Raw genomic sequence first — 18,124 nt, 5'->3', positions numbered from 1 at the left:
CGTTTTTTGATGAGCTCACCAGCGACTGACGCGGAGTGGAGCGCCGCGGCCCGCCGCGGTGGTGCGTGGCGCGAGCCAGCCCTCATGTCGCGTCCGGAGATCGGATGCTCCGTGACCAGAAGCCGTGACCTGCTGGCCGGGTATCGTGCAAGTTGTGCGTTTTTCCCGGGAAAACGCGGGCTGCGCCCTCCCGCCGGCCCCCCGCGCGCCGGCCTCGGCCGCGGCCCGGCGGGGCTCCCCCGGCGCCGTCACGCCGTCACCCGTCCAGCCGTCGCCCACCCGTCGCCACCCGTCGCCACCCGTCGCCCACCCGTCGCCCACCCGTGGCTTCCCCGCCGGGGCCGCCCCCTTGCCGCCCGCTCTCCCGGCCCGTAGGGTGACGGCGCCGTGCCCCTCACCCAGCTCCGCCGAAGCGCCGGCGCCGCCCCCCGCGACCTGACCGCCTTCCTGCCGACGACCCGGGAGGAGATGCGCGCGCGGGGCTGGGACGCGCTCGACATCCTGCTCGTCAACGGCGACGCCTACGTCGACCACCCCGCGTTCGGCGCCGCGATCATCGGCCGCTTCCTCGAGGGGCGCGGCTTCCGGGTCGGCATCGTCTCCCAGCCCCGCTACCAGGACACGAGCGACCTCCTGCGGATGGGCGTACCCCGGCTCATGGTCGGGGTCACCGCCGGCAACCTGGACTCGATGCTGAACAAGCTCACCGCGCAGAAGAAGGTCCGCAGCGAGGACCAGTACTCGCCGGGCGGGCAGGTGGGCCTCCGCCCCAACCGGGCCTCGATCGTCTACGCGAACCTCTGCCGCCAGGCGTTCCCGGGCGTCCCCATCGTCCTCGGCGGCATCGAGGCGTCGCTCCGGCGCATCGCGCACTACGACTACTGGTCCGACCAGGTCCGCCGCTCGGTCCTGCTCGACGCCAAGGCCGACATGCTCATCTTCGGCATGGGCGAGAAGGCCGTCTGGGAGGTCGCCGATCGCCTCCGGCGCGGCGAGCCCGTCCGGTCGATCCGCGACGTCAGGGGCACCGCCGTCCCCCTGCGCAAGGGCGAGTGGGAGCAGATCGAGGGCTCGCGCTACGTCGCCGACGGCAAGGCGGTGATCCTCCCGAGCTACGAGGAGGTGGCCGCGGACAGGGGCGCCTTCGCGGAGATGTCGCGCGCGTTCCAGTTCGAGACGAACCCCGGCAACGCCCGCCCGCTGCTCCAGGCGCACGGCGCCGAGGCGGTGTACTTCAACCCGCCCGCGTTCCCGCTGGAGACGGGCCAGATGGACGCGCTCTACGACCTGCCGTTCACGCGGGTGCCGCACTGGTCGTACGACGCGCCGATCCCCGCGTACGAGACGGTGAAGCACTCGGTCGTCACGATGCGCGGCTGCTTCGGCGGCTGCACGTTCTGCTCGATCACCGAGCACGAGGGGCGGGTCATCCAGTCGCGCTCGGCGGACAGCATCCTGCGCGAGGTGCGGGCGCTGCGGCGCATGGACGGCTTCCGCGGCGTGCTCAGCGACCTCGGCGGGCCGACCGCGAACATGTACCAGATGCGGTGCAAGGACGAGGCGATCGAGAACGCCTGCCGGCGGCTCTCGTGCGTCTTCCCGGAGGTCTGCGAGAACCTGAACACCGACCACGGCCCGCTGCTCAAGCTGATGAAGGCGGTGCGCGAGGAGCAGGGGATCAAGAAGGTCTTCATCGCCTCGGGCGTGCGCTACGACCTCGCGGAGCGGTCGCCCGAGTTCATCGAGGAGCTCGCCGCGCACCACACGGGCGGCCAGCTCTCGGTCGCCCCGGAGCACAACAAGAAGGACGTGCTCGACAAGATGAAGAAGCCGGGCATCGAGAGCTACGAGCGCTTCGCCGAGCAGTTCCGGTGCGCGAGCGAGGAGGCCGGCAAGAACCAGTTCCTCGTGCCCTACTTCATCTCGGGGCACCCCGGCTCGACGCTCCGGGACATGGTAGACCTCGCGATCTACCTGAAGAAGAGCGGGATGAGGCCGCGCCAGGTGCAGGATTTCATCCCCACGCCGATGTCGATGGCGGCCTGCATGTACCACACGGGGATCGACCCGCTCACGCGGGAGCCGGTGTACACGGCGAAGGACCTGCGCGAGAAGAAGCTCCAGAAGGCGCTGCTCCTCTACTGGGACCCGGCGCACCACGACGAGGCGCGGGAGGCCTTGATCAAGGCGGGCCGCGGGGATCTCATCGGCACGAAGCCGCACTGCCTCGTGCCGCCGGCGGCCGGCAAGGGGGCGCCGCCGCGCTACCTCGCCAAGGTCCGCGGGGAGCGCCGGGGGAAGCCAGCCGATGCGACACACCGCCGAAGTCGATAGGGATCGGGCGTTCACCGCGAAGCTCGGCGATCGCGGGCTGTTCCCGCACCTCGCGCCGCTCGTCTACGTGAACCACGCGGGGATCTCGCCGCCGTCGCGGCCGGTGCGCCTCGCGATGATGGCGCTGCTCGACGACTACGCCGCGCAGGGGGCGGCCGCGTTCCCGGCGTGGTACGCGCAGCGGCTCCGCCTGCGGGAGAAGCTCGGCCGGCTCATCGGCGCGGCAGCCGAGGACATCGCGCTGGTCCAGAGCACGACGCGCGGGCTCACGGACATCGCGCTGTGCGTCCCCTGGCGGCCGCGCGACCGGGTGATCCTCTTCGAGGGGGAGTTCCCGGCCAACGTGACCCCGTGGCAGCGCGCGGCCGCGATCTTCGACCTGGAGGTCGTCTTCCTGCCGCTCGGCGGCTTCGCGGACGGCAGCGGCTCGGGCCTCGCCCGGCTGGAGGGCGAGCTCGAGCGCGGGGCGCGGCTCGTCGCGGTGAGCGCCGTGCAGTTCCAGACGGGGCTCAGGATGCCGCTCGAGGCGATCGGCGCGCTCTGCCGCGCGCACGGCGCCGAGCTCTGCGTGGACGCCGTGCAGGCGGCCGGCGCGACGCCGGTGGACGTGGAGGCGGCCGGGGTCGATTACCTCGCGTGCGGCGGCCACAAGTGGCTGATGGGCCTGGAGGGCACGGGCTTCCTCTACATCCGCCGCGAGCGCCTGCCGTCGCTGCGGCCCGCGGTGGCGGGCTGGCTGAGCCACGAGGACGCCGTGAGCTTCCTGCTCCAGGGCCCGGGCAAGCTCCGGTACGACCGGCCGATCCGGCAGCGCGCCGACTTCGTCGAGAGCGGCAACCTCAACGCCGCGGGCTTCGCCGGGCTCGAGGCGGCGGTGGACCTCATCCTGCAGATCGGGGTCGAGCGGATCCACGAGCATGCGAACCGGTTCCTCGATCCGCTCGAGGAGGCGCTCCGGGAGCGCGGATGGGAGAGCCTGCGGCCGGGCGATCCGGCGCTGCGGGGCTGCTCGCTCGGGGTGAGGCCGCCGGGCGGCGCCTCGGTGGTCGAGCTGTACCGCGAGCTCACCCGCCTCGGGATCGCCTGCGCGATCCCGGACGGCGTGCTGCGCTTCTCGCCGCACTGGCCCAACGCGCTCGACGAGTGGGAGCAGGTGCTGCTGTCGACCGACGAGGCGCTCGGGCGGATCGCGACGAGGTGAGTCGCGGATCGGTCGTTGGCCGCGGTGCGGGCGGGTCCCGCGATAAGCTAGGTTCGCCTCCCGCGGCGCCCGCGTCTCCCGTCTGCGGTAGAGGTGCGAAGCTAGCGCTTCGTTGGCCACGATGGATGCGCTCGGTCACGTCGTCCGTCTCGCGAGGAGCGATCACGACAGCATCACACTCCTGAACGCGTCGCGGGAGAGCCTCTTGGCCGCATGACCGGTGTGTGCCTGTCAGAAGCCGGCTGCTCTGCCTTGACATCATCAAACCGTTCTGCTCTTCCTGTCCACCTCACAATTCTTCGCGCCAAGAACACTTCGTCGGCAGGCGTGAACGCCGGCCAAGAAGGCGTTCATTTATCCACGTCGTCGACCTGCGTGCGGCATTCAGCCGGCCACAAGGAGAGACGACGAATGAAGAGGAATGATCATGAAGATGACGTCGTGGATTCGCCTTGGATCGAGCGTGCTCCTCGTCGCGGGCGTTGCCTCATGCGCGGTCGATGCCATGCCGGAGGAGGACACGGGGCTCGCCGCGCTGGCGGTGTCCGATGAGGATCAGCTCCTCGCCCCCTCAGGAGCGAGCACCGACCGCTTCGGTACCGCGGTGGCGATCAGCGGGGACACCGTCGTCGTGGCCGCCCCTTTCGATGATGACGCGGGTACGGACGCGGGCGCTGCTCATGTCTTCGTCCGCTCCGGATCGAGCTGGGTCCACCAGCAGACGCTCACCTCCACGACGGTCGGCTCATACGACTATTTCGGCATTTCCGTCGCCATCAGCGGAGAGACCATCGTGGTGGGTGCTTGGGGCGACGTAGTCAACGGCGTTCGAACCGGAGCGGCCTATGTCTTCGTCCGTTCCGGTTCGACCTGGACCGAGCAGGCGAGGCTCGCCGCATCCGATGGGGCCCTTGACGACTCCTTCGGAGGATCGGTGGGGATCGACGGGGACAGTGTTGTCGTGGGTTCCTTCATGGATGACGACCTCGGCACGTCCTCTGGATCGGCCTATGTCTTCGTTCGCTCCGGCTCGACCTGGACCCAGCAGCAAAAACTCACGGCCTCGGATGGATCCGCGACCGATAAGCTCGGGAATTCCGTCGCGATCAGCGGCGACACCGTCGTCGCGGGGTCCCCCGACATCACCTCCAACGATACGGGAGCAGCCTATGTCTTCGTCCGCTCTGGCTCGACGTGGACCCAGCAGCAAAAGCTCGTGGCCTCGGACACGGCCCCCTACGACCACCTCGGCTTCTCGGTGGCGCTCAGCGGTGATAGCGCGATTCTCGGGGCGTATGGCGCAAATTCCAGCGTCTCCTCGAGCAATCAAACCGGAGCGGCCTATGTCTTCGTTCGCTCCGGCTCGACCTGGACCGAGCAGCAAAAGCTCATGGCCTCCAATATTACCATCAACACTCCACCGGTGGCTCTGAACGCCTCCTCCCAGTTCGGCTACTCCGTCGCGATCGACGGAGACAGCGCCATCGTAGGATCCCGCTTTGGCCGCACGAGCCTCGCAGCCACAGGTGAAGGCCTCGCCTATCGCTTCACCCGCTCCGGATCGACCTGGAGCGAGGTCGAGATCATCGATGCCTCCACCGCGGCCAGCGGCGATCAGGTCGGTCACTCGGTCTCGCTCGATGGAACGACGACCGTCGTGGGAGCCCCGTATAACGACGACAGCGCGTCGAATGCCGGTACGGCCTGGGTCTTCGCCCTGTAATGACCTGCCATTTTGCCGGCTAGCTGAAGCGGTGAATTCACGGGGATCCTGATGATAGGGCCGGGCCTCGTCCACTATCTCTCCGCCGTCGTGAAGATGGATCTCCGCGCCGACGAGACGACCCTCCCGGCGCGGCGGGCCGTCGACCGTCGATCATCTCGGCGCGCATAGCGAGGCTCCGGGCGGATCTTCGCCCCGGACGCCGAGATCTTCGATCATGCCGGACAAGCATGGCGGCGACTTCGTGACGCGGGTCGTGACGTGCGCCGAGCCTCGCGGCTCGATGACGCCTTAGTCGCGCTCTTGGCGCCATCCGCCGCTGCTCACTGAAACCCTCACCCGCACCGTCCCGCTCGGGCTGTCGTGCTCCGCCCTGTCGACATGTCGCATTCCGTGCGGCGACGGTCTGACATCCACGCATTGAAGGACCCACCTTCACACCACGACCTATCGAGGCGGCGCCCTCCCTCCCTCACGTCATCGATGTTCGCCCTCCTTGACACGCGCGAAACCGAAGAGGACGATGAGAACGGCAAATAAGGACGGGACCGTCCTTCACGTGACTTAACCATCCGCGTGCGCTCGTGCGCTGGCGGGCTCCGCAAGGCGCTCGACAGAAGCGAGCCGCTGTGGACTGCCTTCCAATCCAAGCTCGGGTCATTGGCTCCGGCGCCGCACACGCCGCCGGTCCGTCAGGGTTTACCACCGACAGGGAGAGCCACATGCCGCGTCATCGAACATCCATTCATGCACTCTGGTTCTGCATCACCGCCGTCACGTCCTGCATCGCGGAGGTTGATCCAGCGAGCACGGACAGCGCCGAGGAAACTCGGCCTCACGGGCAGCAGGGGCCCGACGCCGCGTCCCTGGAGCGCCGCGCGGCGTTCATCGCGACAGTTCAGAGACAGGCGTCTTCTGCGTACAATGTAAGCCTCAACACGGCGGTCGCGCGCGCCGGGGTGAGCGCTCTGAATCCGGCGCACGGCTTCCTCTCCGAGTTCACCTCGGCCGGCGTCGCCGTGACCCGGCAGGGCTCGGAGAAGGCGGGTCGAATCACGATGAAGCTCGCGCGTTATGGCTGCGAGGGGGAGCTCGTCCCCCTGGACGTCGCGGCCGAACCGCGCGGATCAAACAACCGCGTCGAGCTCAGGCACCTAGCCCGGTCCGCGGGCCTGAGCGTCACGGAGTGGTACCTGAACGGCCCCCTCGGGCTGGAGCAGGGCTTCTCCCTGGATTCGCCGCCTCCATGCCGTCGCGACGGCGAAGGCAAGGTGGAGCTCGAGATCGCGCTCGGGGGCGATCTCTGGCCGGAGCTCTCGGAGGACGGCCAGTCGGTGGCGCTCTTGGACGAGGCCGGCGCGGCCGTGCTGCGGTATGCCGATCTCGTCGTTCAGGACGCGCGCGGGAGCGTGCTTCCGGCGGAGATCAAGCTGAGCGACGCGAGCCTCTCGATCGTGGTGGACGACGCCGGCGCGACCTATCCGCTCGAGGTCGACCCGCTCATCGCCACGGAGCAACACGTGCTCTATGCCAGCGATGCCTCGAGCGACGACTATTTCGGCTGGTCGGTGGCCGCCTCGGGGGACACCGCGGTTGTCGGCGCCATGGGCGCCGAAGCAGCGTACGTGTTCGTGCGCGACGGCGCGTCGTGGTCCCAGGCGGCCGTGCTCACCCCCAGCGATGGTCTGCCTGGCGATTTCTTCGGCGTTTCCGTGGCCATCGACGGGGACACGATCGTCGTCGGAAACAGGACGTCGGCTCGCGCCGCCGAGCGCCGCGCCGCGTACGTGTTCGTGCGCAGCGGCGACGCGTGGCATGAGCAGCAAAAGCTCGTCGCGAAGGACAGCCCAGGCGGCGACAGCCGGTTCGGATACACCGCCGCGATATCGGGCGACACGATCATGGTCGGGGCGCCCACCGAGTATGGCCCGGGCGGCGCGTACATCTTCGTCCGGAGCGGCGCCGCGTGGGAGCAGCAGGCCAAGCTCGCCCCCGGCCGCGACGGACGCAACCAAGGCTACGCCGTCGCCCTGCACGGCGACACCGCGGTCATGGGCAGCGACTGCGACGACGGTTCAAGAGCGCGTTCGTGCCAAGTCTACGTGTTTACCCGCGCCGGCGACGCCTGGTCCGAACAGGCCGTCCTTTACGCGCCGGTCGGAGCGACACCGCATTACAGGTTCGGCGGCTCGCTCTCGTTGAGCTCGGAGACGCTGGCGGTAGGCACCATCGTCTACAATGAGTATGGCCCTGACAGGCTCGCCGCCGTGGTCTTCGCGCGCGGCGAGGGCGCGTGGAAGCAGCAGGCCATGCTGCACTCCAGCGACGTCGATGCTCCGGGCTGGGGCGGCTGGTATCGCAACGCCAGCGTCGCCGTGTCCGGGGACAGGCTGGTCCTCGGCGGAAGCGACGACGGTGAACAGGGACCGAGCATCTTCGCCAGGATCGGCGACGTGTGGACGCCGCAGGGCGCGGCCGAGAGCTCCACATGGAACAGGCGGGATGTTCGCGTGGCGCTCTCGGGAGACACGCTGATCGCCGGCACCTGGACCGACGACGCTCGCGGCTTCAGCGCCGGCGCTGCTCATGTCATCCAGCTGCGAGAGGGTCCGCCGCCTCACCTCGTGGGCGCCCGCGCCTTCGTCGATCATGCCGCCGACAAGCCATTTGTGCTCGACAACCCCGACACCAACAGGTTCGGGACGCCGAGCAGCATCAACTGGGCGAACTTCACCGGGACCACGCAGGGCGCGTCGCTGTTCACCCTGTCCCTCCTGCATGAGGATCCCACGCTGACGACCTCGATCCTCCGCGGCTGGTGGGGTTCCACGAGCCCCACGTCCGCGAGCCTGTACGGCCACGTGGTCGCCGGGAACCACTTCAAGCGGATCTCGAAGATCGGCGACATTCTGCCCGGCGATCTGCTGGTCATCAACTACACGGACGGCGGCTCGGGACACACGGCGATCGTCGATGCGCACCCGACCGCCATCGCGCCGGCCATCGAGCCCGTCGTCTCCGGCACGACGCAGTATTCGCTCCGGATCATCGACTCGACGAGCACCGCCCACGGATGCGCCACGGACCCGGGCACGGGAGACACGCGATGGGTCCCGGCCGATCCCACCAGGCCGTGCCGCGCCGGGAGCACGGACGGGGGGGCGGGCAGGGGCACCATGCGCCTTTACGCCGTCTCCCCGGGCCAGGCGAACGCCGGGGACCTCACCGGCTACAGCTGGAGCCTCACGTCGGGCTCCGCGTACTTCCCGCAGTCCGGCGCGCGGCCCCACGTGATCGGCCGGCTCGTCCGCTGACCTCGCTCACCGCCCCCGCTCGTAGTCGAGCGCGGCCTTCTCCACGACGTCCCAGTCCCGCGCGGCCCGCTCGGCCTCGGCCACGAGGTCCGCGGTGAACAGCGTGAGCCCCCAGATGCCGTTGTCGCGCCGCCGGAACGGGTACCGCGTGCCGCGCGCCGTCTCGACCGTGGCCCGCTCGCCCGTCACCTCCACCTTGCCGATGCCGGACAGGTCGCGCCGGAGGCGCGCGACGAAGCCCTGCTTCGTGGCCATGTCGACCCACACGTCCGCCCCGTCCTCGGCCATCGCGTGCGCGCGGTACTGCTCCAGCAGGCGCGCGCGCTCCGCCTCCGGATAGCTCGCCTCGATCCGCTCGCTCGCCTTCCGCCGGTAGTCGCGGATGGTGTACGCCGCATGCTGCGCCCGGTCCTCGAGGTACGCGAAGCACGCGCGCGGATCGTTGACGCCGATGCTGTTCGCGATGCGGAGATAGGCGCCCTCGGGCGTCGTGTCCGGCGGAAACCGGCCGAACTTGACCACGACGAGCACGAGGGCCAGCGCGCCGACGATGGCGGCGCCCCAGGCGATGGCACGGCGACGGGTCATGTCCGGCTCATCTCTCGCTCTCTCGAACCGCCCGGCACGCTAGTCGATGTGCCCGCCGAACTGCAGATACAGGGACGCGACCCGATCCCTGTCGAACGCAGGCCCGAGCGGCTCGTCCAGCGCGAGGAGCAGGCCGGCCCGCATGAAGAAGCTCTTCTGGCTGTCGTACACGAAATACGGCAGCAGCGAGACCTGCCCCCGGTCGGCGTAGACCGACGACGGCACCCACACCGTCTGGAGCGCCACGCCGCCGCCGAACCCGGAGCGGCTCTGGAGCTCGGGCTCGACCTTGGCCTGGAACACCGCCTCGAGATCGTCGGAGTCGTCGATGAAGCCGCGCCGGACGCCGTCCCCCACCGGGATGAAGAACGTGAGGTCCCCGCCCGCCCGGAGCACGAACGACCTCCCGAAGCGGTACTCGATGCCGCCCAGGCCGCCGACCGGGAGCGAGTTCGCCGCCCAGAGGTGCATATCGTACCAGGCCATCGCCAACGCGCTGTAGCCCCTGGCCACGTGCCAGTCGATGCCGTCGACCGCGCCGAGCGGCAGCCCGGCGCGGCCGCCCGCGTACCAGGTGAGCTTGCGGGCAATGTCCGAGTAGTAGATCGTGAACGTCGGGTTGCCGAGCGCGGCGCGCGACTGGCGGTCGAGATCCTCGGCGTCTCCGGGGCCGTCGAACGAGAGCGCCAGCGGGAATTTCAGGTTGATGAACAGATCCGGCGTCGGCTCGAACTGCACGAACGGGACGGCGGCGAGCGACGTGCCGTAGAAGCGGGCGCTCCACATGTAGAGATCCACGCCTGCGTCCGAGCGGTGCACCGGCGGATGCCAGGCGCGCGCCTCGGACGGGGCGGCGAGGAGCGGAGCAGCGGCGGAGACCGCCAGGGCGAATGCTTGAAGCCATCGGGGCGTGCTCATCTCGAGAACTGCCCTACCGAGATCCGCCCCGCGCCGTCAACCGCGTCGAGCCCCCCTTCCTGAGAAGCCGGAGCGCCCCTACGATGCGCCCCATGTCCCGCACGAGACCAGAGGCCCCATTCCTCGACGCGCTCCGGCGTTCGATCCTCGTGTTCGACGGCGCGATGGGCTCGCTGCTCTACGAGCGCGGGGTGTTCGTCACCCAGAACTTCGAGCAGCTGAACGTCGCGCGCCCCGATCTCGTGAAGAAGATCCACGCCGAGTACGTCGCGGCGGGCGCGAACGTCATCGAGACGAACACCTTCGGCGCGAACAGGTTCCGGCTCGAGCGGTACGGGCTCGTCAACGAGGTGCGCAACTTCAACCTCGCGGGCGCGCGCCTCGCGCGCGAGATCGCGGGCGGCGACGCGTACGTCGCCGGCTCGATCGGCCCGACGGGGCTCGTGCCCGGCGTCGCCACGCGCGACGACCTCGCCGCCGCGTCAGCAACGTTCACCGAGCAGGCCGGCGCGCTCGCCGAGGGCGGCGCGGACCTCCTGATCCTCGAAACATTTCGCCACCTCGACGAGATCAAGCTCGCCATCGACGCGGCGCGCTCGGCCGCGCCGGGGCTCCCGCTCCTCGCGTCGATGACGTTCGACACGAGCGGCGTCGCGGCGGACGGCAGCGAGCCGGAGCGCGTCGCGCGGACGCTGCGGGACTGGGGGGTCGAGCTGCTCGGCGTCAACTGCGGCGACGGCCCGCAGCTGTCGCTCGCGATGGCGGAGCGGATGGCGACCGCGGGGCTCCCGCTCTGCGTGCAGCCGAACGCGGGCCTGCCCCGCACGGTCGACGGCCGCCAGCTCTACATGGCGACGCCCGAGTACTTCGACGTCTTCGCCCGCCGCATGATCCAGGCCGGCGCGGCGATGATCGGCGGCTGCTGCGGGACGACGCCGGAGCACGTCCGGTGGATGGCCAAGTCGGCCCGCATGCTCCGGGGCGGCGCCGCGCCCGAGGCCGCCGCGCGCCCGCACATCACGATGGACGCGCCCACGGGGCTCGAGCCCACGCCGCTCGCCGAGCGGAGCCCCCTCGCGGCGAAGATCGCCGCGGGCAAGTTCGTGGTCTCCGTCGAGGTGAACCCGGCGCCGGGCCTGAACCCCGAGAGCGCGCTGAGCGCCGCGAAGATGCTCATCGACAGCGGCGTCGACGTCGTGAACGTCGCCGACGGCCCGCGCGCCACGGCGCGGATGACGAACCTCGCCTTCTGCTCGCTCCTGGTCCAGCGCTACGGCATCGAGCCGATCCTGCACGTCTGCGGCCGCGACCGGAACCTCATCGGCCAGATGGCGCACCTGCTCGGCGCCCACGCGATCGGCATCAAGAACCTCGTCATCATCACGGGCGATCCGCCGAAGGTCGGCGACTACCCGGAGGCGACCGCCGTCTACGACCTCGACTCCATCGGGCTGCTCCACATGGCGAGCACGATGAACCGCGGCCTCGACCCGGCCGGCAAGCCGATCCCGGGCGGCAAGACGTCGTTCCTGCTCGCCACGGGGCTCGAGCCCGGCGCCCAGGACCTCGACAAGGAGATCGCGCGTCTGGAACGGAAGCGCGCGGCGGGGGCCGACATCATCATGACCCAGCCGATCTTCCACCAGGATCTGCTCGAGAAGGTGCTGCGGCGCATCGAGCACCTGGGGATGCCGGTGCTCGTCGGCGTTCTGCCGCTGGTCAGCCACAAGAACGCCGAGTTCCTCCACAACGAGGTGCCCGGCATGCAGATCCCGGAGGAGATCCGCGAGCGCATGCGCAAGGTGCCGGCCGGCCCCGAGGCGCGCAAGGAGGGGGTAAAGATCGCCCGCGAGATGCTCTTCTCGGTGCGCGACCGGGTGCAGGGGGCCTACCTGATGCCGCCCCTCGGCAAGTACGAGCTGGCGCTCGAGGTGCTCGACGGCCTCAAGACGGGCTGATCTGCCCGGCGGCCCGCCCCCGCGCACGAGTTCTTGCTTGCAGCGCCGGGCGCCGCGCGGGGAAACTCCGCGGAGATGTCCATCGAGTACCGGCTCCACTCGCGCTGCGCCTGCGGCTCCGTGCTGTCGTCGTCCGAGTTCGCGGCCGCGTCGCGGCCCTTCACGCTGGCCGGGACGAGGCGCGTGTACGAGCGCTCGCGCCCCTTCACGATCCGGCACATCGCCCTCGATCTCGCGCTCGACGTCGAGGCGCGCTCGATCCGCGGCACGGCGCGGCTCGACGCGGTCCGCGTCGACCCCGGCGCGCGCGAGATCGCGCTCGACGCGATCGGCTTCGACCTCGAGGCGGTCGAGATCAGCGCCGGGGCCGGCCGCGCCGCGAAGCCCAGGCGCGGCGCGGGCAAGGCGGCGAGCGGCGCGCTCCACCCGGCCGAGCACACATACGACGGCGAGACGATCCGCGTCGCCGTGCCGCTCGACGAGGCGGAGGTGTCGATCCTGGTCCGGTACCGGGCGACGCCGCGGCGGGGGATCTACTTCCTCCAGCCGGACGAGCACGTCCCCGACCGCCCGCGCCAGGTCTGGACGCAGTGCCAGGACGAGGACGCGCGCCACATCTTCCCGTGCATCGACAAGCCCCATATCAAGCAGACGACCGAGCTCCGCGCGCAGGTGCCGCCGGGCTGGTACTGCCTGTCGAACGGCGAGCTCGTGAGCGACGCGAGATCGCAGAAGGAGGGCGTCTATCACTACCGGCTGGACGAGCCTCACCCGAGCTACCTGTTCACGCTCGTGACGGGCGAGTTCGCCCGCATCGACGACGCGGCGCTCGACATCCCGCTCGCGTACTTCGTGCCGAAGGGGCGCGAGGAGGACGGCCGCCGCACGTTCGCGCGCACGCCGGACATGATCCGCCACTTCAGCGAGAAGCTCGGCGTCAAGTACCCTTTCCGCCGCTACGCGCAGGTGGTGGTGAGCGACTTCATCTTCGGAGGGATGGAGAACACGACCGCCACCACGATGTACGAGCACATCCTGCTCGACGAGCGGGCGGCGCTCGACATCTCGTCGGACGATCTCATCGCCCACGAGCTCGCGCACCAGTGGTTCGGCGATCTGGTGACCTGCCGCGACTGGTCGCACGGCTGGCTCAACGAGGGATTCGCGACGTTCATGGAGCACGTCTATCGGGAGCACCACCTCGGCGCCGACGAGTACGATCACGGCCTGAAGGCCGATCTCGACTCGTACCTTGGCGAGGCGCGCGGGCGTTACCGGCGGCCCATCGTCTGTCAGGACTACGACGCGCCGCTCGACGTCTTCGATCGACACCTCTACGAGAAGGGCGGGCTCGTGCTCCACCTGCTCCGCCGGGAGCTCGGAGACGAGCTCTTCTGGCGCGGGGTGAGCACCTACCTGACGCGCCACGCGCGCGGGGTGGTGGAGACACGGGATCTCGCCCGAGCGCTCGAGGACGTGAGCGGCAAATCGCTGGAGCGCTTCTTCGAGCAGTGGGTCTTCCGCGCCGGGCACCCCGAGCTCGACGTGAAGATCGAGATCGAGGGCGACCAGTGCACCGTGACGGTGAAGCAGGCGCAGGCGGCCGGGCAGCCCAGCCGGGAGCACGCGCTCCAGCCGGACGCCTCGACGCCGCCCGTCTTCGCGTTCGACCTGGTGCTCGATTTCGGCTTCACGGAGGGCAAGGCCTCGATCACGCGGCGCGAGGTGCGGCGCGTGGATCAGGCGGCGCACACCTTCGTCATCCCGCTCCCGCGGCGGCCTCGCTTCGTGGTGGTGGATCCGGACCTCAGGATCCTGGGGGAGGTCAGGGTCGACGCGCCCGGCGATCTCCTGCGGGCGCAGCTCGCCCACGCGCCCACGGCGCGCGGCCGCATGCTCGCGGCGAAGCCGCTCTCCCGGCGCGACGACCCGCCGACGGCGCGGGCGCTCGGGCAGTCGCTCTCGGACGCGAGCGAATTCTGGGGGGTGCGCGCCGCCGCCGCGGCCGCGCTCGGCGCGCTCCAGTCGAGCGCGGCGTTCGCGCTGCTCGAGGGCAGCGCGGGCGTGGAGCACCCGAAGGTGCGCCGGGCGGTCGCGAGCGCGCTCGGCAGCTTCCGATCGGCGAAGGCGGCGGAGGTCCTCGGCAAGCTCGCCCTGCGCGACGCGAGCTACCTGGTGCAGGCCGAGGCGGCGCGCGCGCTCGGGGCCACGCGGCAGAGCTCGGGGTTCGAGACGCTTGTCGATCTCCTGGATCGCCCCTCGTGGGGCGAGGTCATCCGCTGCGGCGTGATCGACGGGCTGGCCAACCTGCGGGACGAGCGCGCCGTGCCGCACCTGACGGCCCGCACGCGCTACGGCGTCCCGACGCGGGGGCGGCGCGCCGCGATCATGGCGCTGCCGAAGCTCTCCAGCGATCGGCGGACGCGCGAGCTCCTCGAGGAGCTCCTCGATCAGCCGGATCCGTACCTCCGGGTCGACGTCGCGCGCGCGCTGGGCGATCTCGGCGATGGCCGGGCGCGGGGCGCGCTCCAGCGGCAGCTCGACCGCGATCTCGACGGGCGGGTGCGGCGTCGGATCCGCGAGGTGTTGCGCGATCTCGGCGGGACGGGCAAGCGCGAGCTGGATCGGCTGCGGGACGAGCTCGAGGCGCTGCGGCGCGACAACGCGGAGATCAAGGCGCGGCTGGGCAAGCTCGAGGCGGCGAGCGCCAAGGTCAAGAAGGCGGCCGACGCCAAGTGAGCGAGCCTCTTTGCCGCGCCGCCGCGGTCGGCTAGGCAGGCTCCATGTCGGAAGCCACTCCCGTGAAGCTCGACCGGCGCGGCGCGGTCGCGGTGCTCACCATCGATCGGGCGGATCGCCGCAACGCGCTCTCCCGGGACGCGCTGCTCGCCTTCGGCCGCCTCGGGCGCGAGCTCGTGGACGATCCGGAGGTGCGCGCGATCGTGATCACGGGCGCCGGGGACAAGGCGTTCTGCGCGGGCGCCGACCTCAAGGAGCGGCAGGGCATGAGCCCCGACGACGTCCGTCGCCAGGTGGGCCTGTACCGGACGGACCTCGGGGTGCTCGCGCGGAGCCCGAAGCCGGTGATCGCGGCGATCAACGGCGTCGCGTTCGGCGGGGGGCTGGAGCTCGCGCTGATCTGCGATCTCCGGGTGGCGGCGCCGCACGCCGAGCTCGCGCTGCCGGAGACGTCGCTCGGCATCATCCCGGGCGCGGGCGGCACGCAGCGGCTGCCGCGGGTCATCGGCGAGGCGCGGGCGAAGGAGATGATCCTGCTCGGCAGGAGGCTCACCGCGCCCGAGGCGCTCGCCTGGGGCCTCGTGAACCGGGTGTCGCCCGAGGGGACGCCGGTGGTCGACGACGCGATCGCGTGGATCGAGCCGATCGCGAGCGGCGCGCCCATCGCGCAGGCCGCGGCGCTCGGGGCGATCGACGACGGCTATGACGTGCCGCTCTCGCTCGGGCTCGAGATCGAGCGGGTCCACTACGACGAGACGCTGCGCAGCGAGGATCGGCTGGAGGCGCTGCGCGCGTTCGCCGAGAAGCGGAGGCCTGTCTACAAGGGGCGGTGAGGGCAGCGACCGGCGGTGACGGCGCGCCTCCGCCCGATCTGGGAGCGGCCCCGCGGCGCGCGCTGGCCCGGTGGTGAAGCTCGTGCGACCGCCTTCGTGCTAGCCTTGTCCGCATGGATCCCAAGCCGACCGGCGCCGCGCTCCTGCTCGCCCCGGCCGCCCGGGGCGGCTCCGCGGTGAGGTTCCCCCCCGCGGAGCCTCAGCGGGCGCATTTCCCGGCCGTCGATGAGCACCTCGTGGCGCCCGAGGTGACGCGCGACGAGCTGATCCGTGGGCGCAAGGTCGTCGCGGCGCCGGCGCTGGAGCCGCACGCCGAGCAGCAGGTGCGGCTGGATTTCCTGATCGCGCCGCACCTTCGGCCCGGCTACATCGGCGCGGCCGATCTCATCACCCGCGTCGCCGAGGGCTCGGATTTCGCCACCGACCTCTCCATCCGCAGGGCGGGGACCGATCCGGCGACGGGGCGCCGGTATCTGGAGGAGCTCTCGTTCGAGATCGTCAACGAGCAGTCGATGCGGGACGCGCGCGAGAAGGCCGAGGATCTCGTCGCCCGGGGCGTGCGCCGCGTCTTCGCCGTCTTCGTCAAGCGCGACGAGGTCGCCGAGTGGTCGGCGGCCGAGGGGCGGTTCGTGCCGCTCGCGCCTGACGCGACGATCGAGGATCCGTGCTTGGTCCGTCCGGTCCCCGTCCGCGCGTTGCTCGACGGCGCGGCGGCCGAGCGTGAGGTCGTCCGCGCGCTGGAGCGCAAGGGCAATTCCGAGATCGAGGCCATCAAGGCCCGCGAGCGAAAGACAGCGCTCGACGAGGGGCGGCGCGCCGGGCTCGACGAGGGGCGGCGCGCCGGGCTCGACGAGGGGCGGCGCGCCGGGCTCGACGAGGGCCAGCGCGCCGTGCTGCTGCGCCAGCTCCGGGCGCGGTTCGGAGAGGTTCCCGAGGCGAGGCGGGAGCAGGTCCTCGCTGCGTCCGGGGAGCGGCTCGCGGTATGGGCCGAGCGGATCCTCACGGCCAGGACGCTGGACGAGCTCTTCGAAGGCTGAAACACCGCGATTCGCGGGCGACTCAGCAGATGCGTCGACATCTCCCTCGCCGAGAATGGCAATTGCAACATTGAATTCGCCTTGATGTTTGATGGTCCGAAGCTCCTCGGAAAGCGCGCGGACGCCGCAAGTTCCCGAGAGCACGATTGGCCCCACACGCAAAGCGCAACACCTGAAACCGGGCCTCCGGGCCGAGACCACTACAGCCCGTCGGTCGGCTGCCGCAGCACCTCGACCTTGCCCTCCAGCCGCTTCGACACCCACACCTTGTTGTTCCGGTCGACGATCACCGCGCCGCAGTCCTCGATCGACTCGACGAGCGCGAGCCCCTTCTCGGCCCCCAGGATGAACGCCGCATCATCGACGGCGTCCGCGGTCAGCGCGTCCTTTGCCCAGATGGTCACGCTCCGGCTCTCGGACGCCGGGAAGCCGGTCCGCGGATCGATGATGTGGTGATAGCGCCTGCCGTCCTTGATGAAGCTCCGCTCGTAGTCGCCCGCCGTGGAGAAGGCGTGGTCCTCCACCTCGATCATCGCGAAGTGGTCGTTCGCGTCCTTGCCGCGCGGGTCCCGCACCCCTGCCCTCCACGGCGACCCGTCCGGCTTCTTTCCGGCGATGTACAGGTCACCGCCGGCCTGCACGAAGAACGACGTCAGCCCCTCCCCGCGCAGCACGCGCGCCGCGGCGTCGACGGCGTAGCCCTTCGCGATCCCGCCGAGGCTCATCCGCATCCCGGGCTTCCCGAGCATCACCGTGCGCCGCGCGCGTTCGATCTTGATCTGCCTGTGATCGATGAGCGCGCGCGCCCGCTCGACGTCTTCCTTGCGCGGCACGTTGTCGTCGATGTCCTCGTCGAACTTCCAGAGCCCGTGCATCGCCTCGAAGGTGACGTCGAAGACGCCCTCGGAGCGCTCGCTGATCCAGAGGCTCTTCTCGATCACGGCGAGCGACTCCGGGCTCACCTCCACCGCGCCCTTCCCGGCCGCCGCGTTGACCCGCGACAGCTCGCTGTCCGGCCGCCAGGTCGTCATGAGCCCCTCGAGCCTGCGGATCTCGGCGATCGCCTTGTCCAGACGGGCCCTGATCGCCGCCTCATCCATCGCCTCGCTCGTGTAGGCGGCGAGGAGCAGGCTCGTGCCCATCGCCCTCGCCTCGACCGCGACGCGGGCGGGCCCCGCCTGCGCCGGAGCGGCCTGAGCCGGCAGAGGCGCCGCGCTCGCGCTCGAGGCGGCCGGTCCGGCCTCCTGGCGCGCGCGTGGGCGCGCGTCGCAGGCAGCGAGCGCGAGCGCCGCCGCGAGGCAGGGGCAGAAGCAGAAGAAGCCGAAGAGGAGCGGAGAACAGCGCGGTCGGTGCATTCGAGGGTCCTGGCTCCGTGAGAAGTCCCGACAGCGTGGCGGCGCGCGGCGTGCCAGCTTGCGAGCGTGCGAATGCGCGAGCGCGCGAGCACCACCGGGCGGCGTCGGCGGAGCTCCTCCGCCA

General features: G+C 70.7%; 11 protein-coding genes. 8 read left to right on the top strand and 3 right to left on the bottom strand.

What is annotated here, in order from left to right:
- Positions 1-387: 387 nt before the first annotated feature.
- From WMF22_RS47550 to WMF22_RS47535, 4 genes are all read left to right on the top strand, one after another.
- A complete protein-coding gene (locus WMF22_RS47550) occupies positions 388-2,334 on the top strand; it encodes a YgiQ family radical SAM protein (RefSeq protein WP_437296438.1) in 1,947 nt (648 codons plus the stop codon).
- Positions 2,309-3,535 carry an aminotransferase class V-fold PLP-dependent enzyme gene (locus WMF22_RS47545; protein ID WP_437296437.1) on the top strand — a complete coding sequence of 409 codons (1,227 nt, stop codon included), beginning with the start codon at positions 2,309-2,311 and terminating at the stop codon, positions 3,533-3,535. Before WMF22_RS47550 ends, WMF22_RS47545 begins: the two co-directional genes overlap by 26 nt.
- Before the next feature lie 427 nt (positions 3,536-3,962).
- Entirely contained in the window at positions 3,963-5,258 is a 1,296-nt protein-coding gene (locus WMF22_RS47540) for an FG-GAP repeat protein (protein ID WP_438034059.1), read from the top strand.
- Positions 5,259-6,217: 959 nt separating this feature from the next.
- On the top strand, positions 6,218-8,572 hold the full coding sequence (locus tag WMF22_RS47535) for an FG-GAP repeat protein (RefSeq protein WP_438034058.1): 2,355 nt from the start codon (positions 6,218-6,220) through the stop codon (positions 8,570-8,572).
- Positions 8,573-8,578: 6 nt separating this feature from the next.
- Here the strand turns inward: WMF22_RS47535 and WMF22_RS47530 are convergent, their stop codons facing one another.
- A complete protein-coding gene (locus WMF22_RS47530; protein WP_437296433.1) occupies positions 8,579-9,160 on the bottom strand; it encodes a hypothetical protein in 582 nt (193 codons plus the stop codon).
- A gap of 39 nt (positions 9,161-9,199) precedes the next feature.
- Complete coding sequence (locus WMF22_RS47525; protein ID WP_438034057.1) at positions 9,200-10,078, bottom strand: hypothetical protein; 879 nt, start codon at positions 10,076-10,078, stop codon at positions 9,200-9,202.
- Positions 10,079-10,170: 92 nt separating this feature from the next.
- Here WMF22_RS47525 and WMF22_RS47520 point away from each other — a divergent pair, with 92 nt between their 5' ends.
- The 4 genes from WMF22_RS47520 to WMF22_RS47505 all read left to right on the top strand — a co-directional run bounded on the left by WMF22_RS47520 (position 10,171) and on the right by WMF22_RS47505 (position 16,645).
- On the top strand, positions 10,171-12,036 hold the full coding sequence (locus WMF22_RS47520; protein ID WP_438034056.1) for a bifunctional homocysteine S-methyltransferase/methylenetetrahydrofolate reductase: 1,866 nt from the start codon (positions 10,171-10,173) through the stop codon (positions 12,034-12,036).
- Between the two features lie 75 nt (positions 12,037-12,111).
- Complete coding sequence (locus WMF22_RS47515; protein WP_437296430.1) at positions 12,112-14,775, top strand: M1 family aminopeptidase; 2,664 nt, start codon at positions 12,112-12,114, stop codon at positions 14,773-14,775.
- A 44-nt stretch (positions 14,776-14,819) separates the two neighbouring features.
- A complete protein-coding gene (locus WMF22_RS47510; protein ID WP_437296429.1) occupies positions 14,820-15,608 on the top strand; it encodes an enoyl-CoA hydratase-related protein in 789 nt (262 codons plus the stop codon).
- A 113-nt stretch (positions 15,609-15,721) separates the two neighbouring features.
- Complete coding sequence (locus tag WMF22_RS47505; protein WP_438034055.1) at positions 15,722-16,645, top strand: hypothetical protein; 924 nt, start codon at positions 15,722-15,724, stop codon at positions 16,643-16,645.
- Positions 16,646-16,845: 200 nt separating this feature from the next.
- Here the strand turns inward: WMF22_RS47505 and WMF22_RS47500 are convergent, their stop codons facing one another.
- Complete coding sequence (locus WMF22_RS47500) at positions 16,846-18,000, bottom strand: FAD:protein FMN transferase (protein ID WP_438034054.1); 1,155 nt, start codon at positions 17,998-18,000, stop codon at positions 16,846-16,848.
- Positions 18,001-18,124: the final 124 nt, after the last annotated feature.

This window comes from Sorangium sp. So ce204 (assembly GCF_051526795.1).
Taxonomy (GTDB): domain Bacteria; phylum Myxococcota_A; class Polyangia; order Polyangiales; family Polyangiaceae; genus Sorangium; species Sorangium cellulosum_B.
The sequence above is the reverse complement of the archived record's forward strand: the minus strand, read 5'-3'. Positions and strand labels throughout refer to the sequence as shown.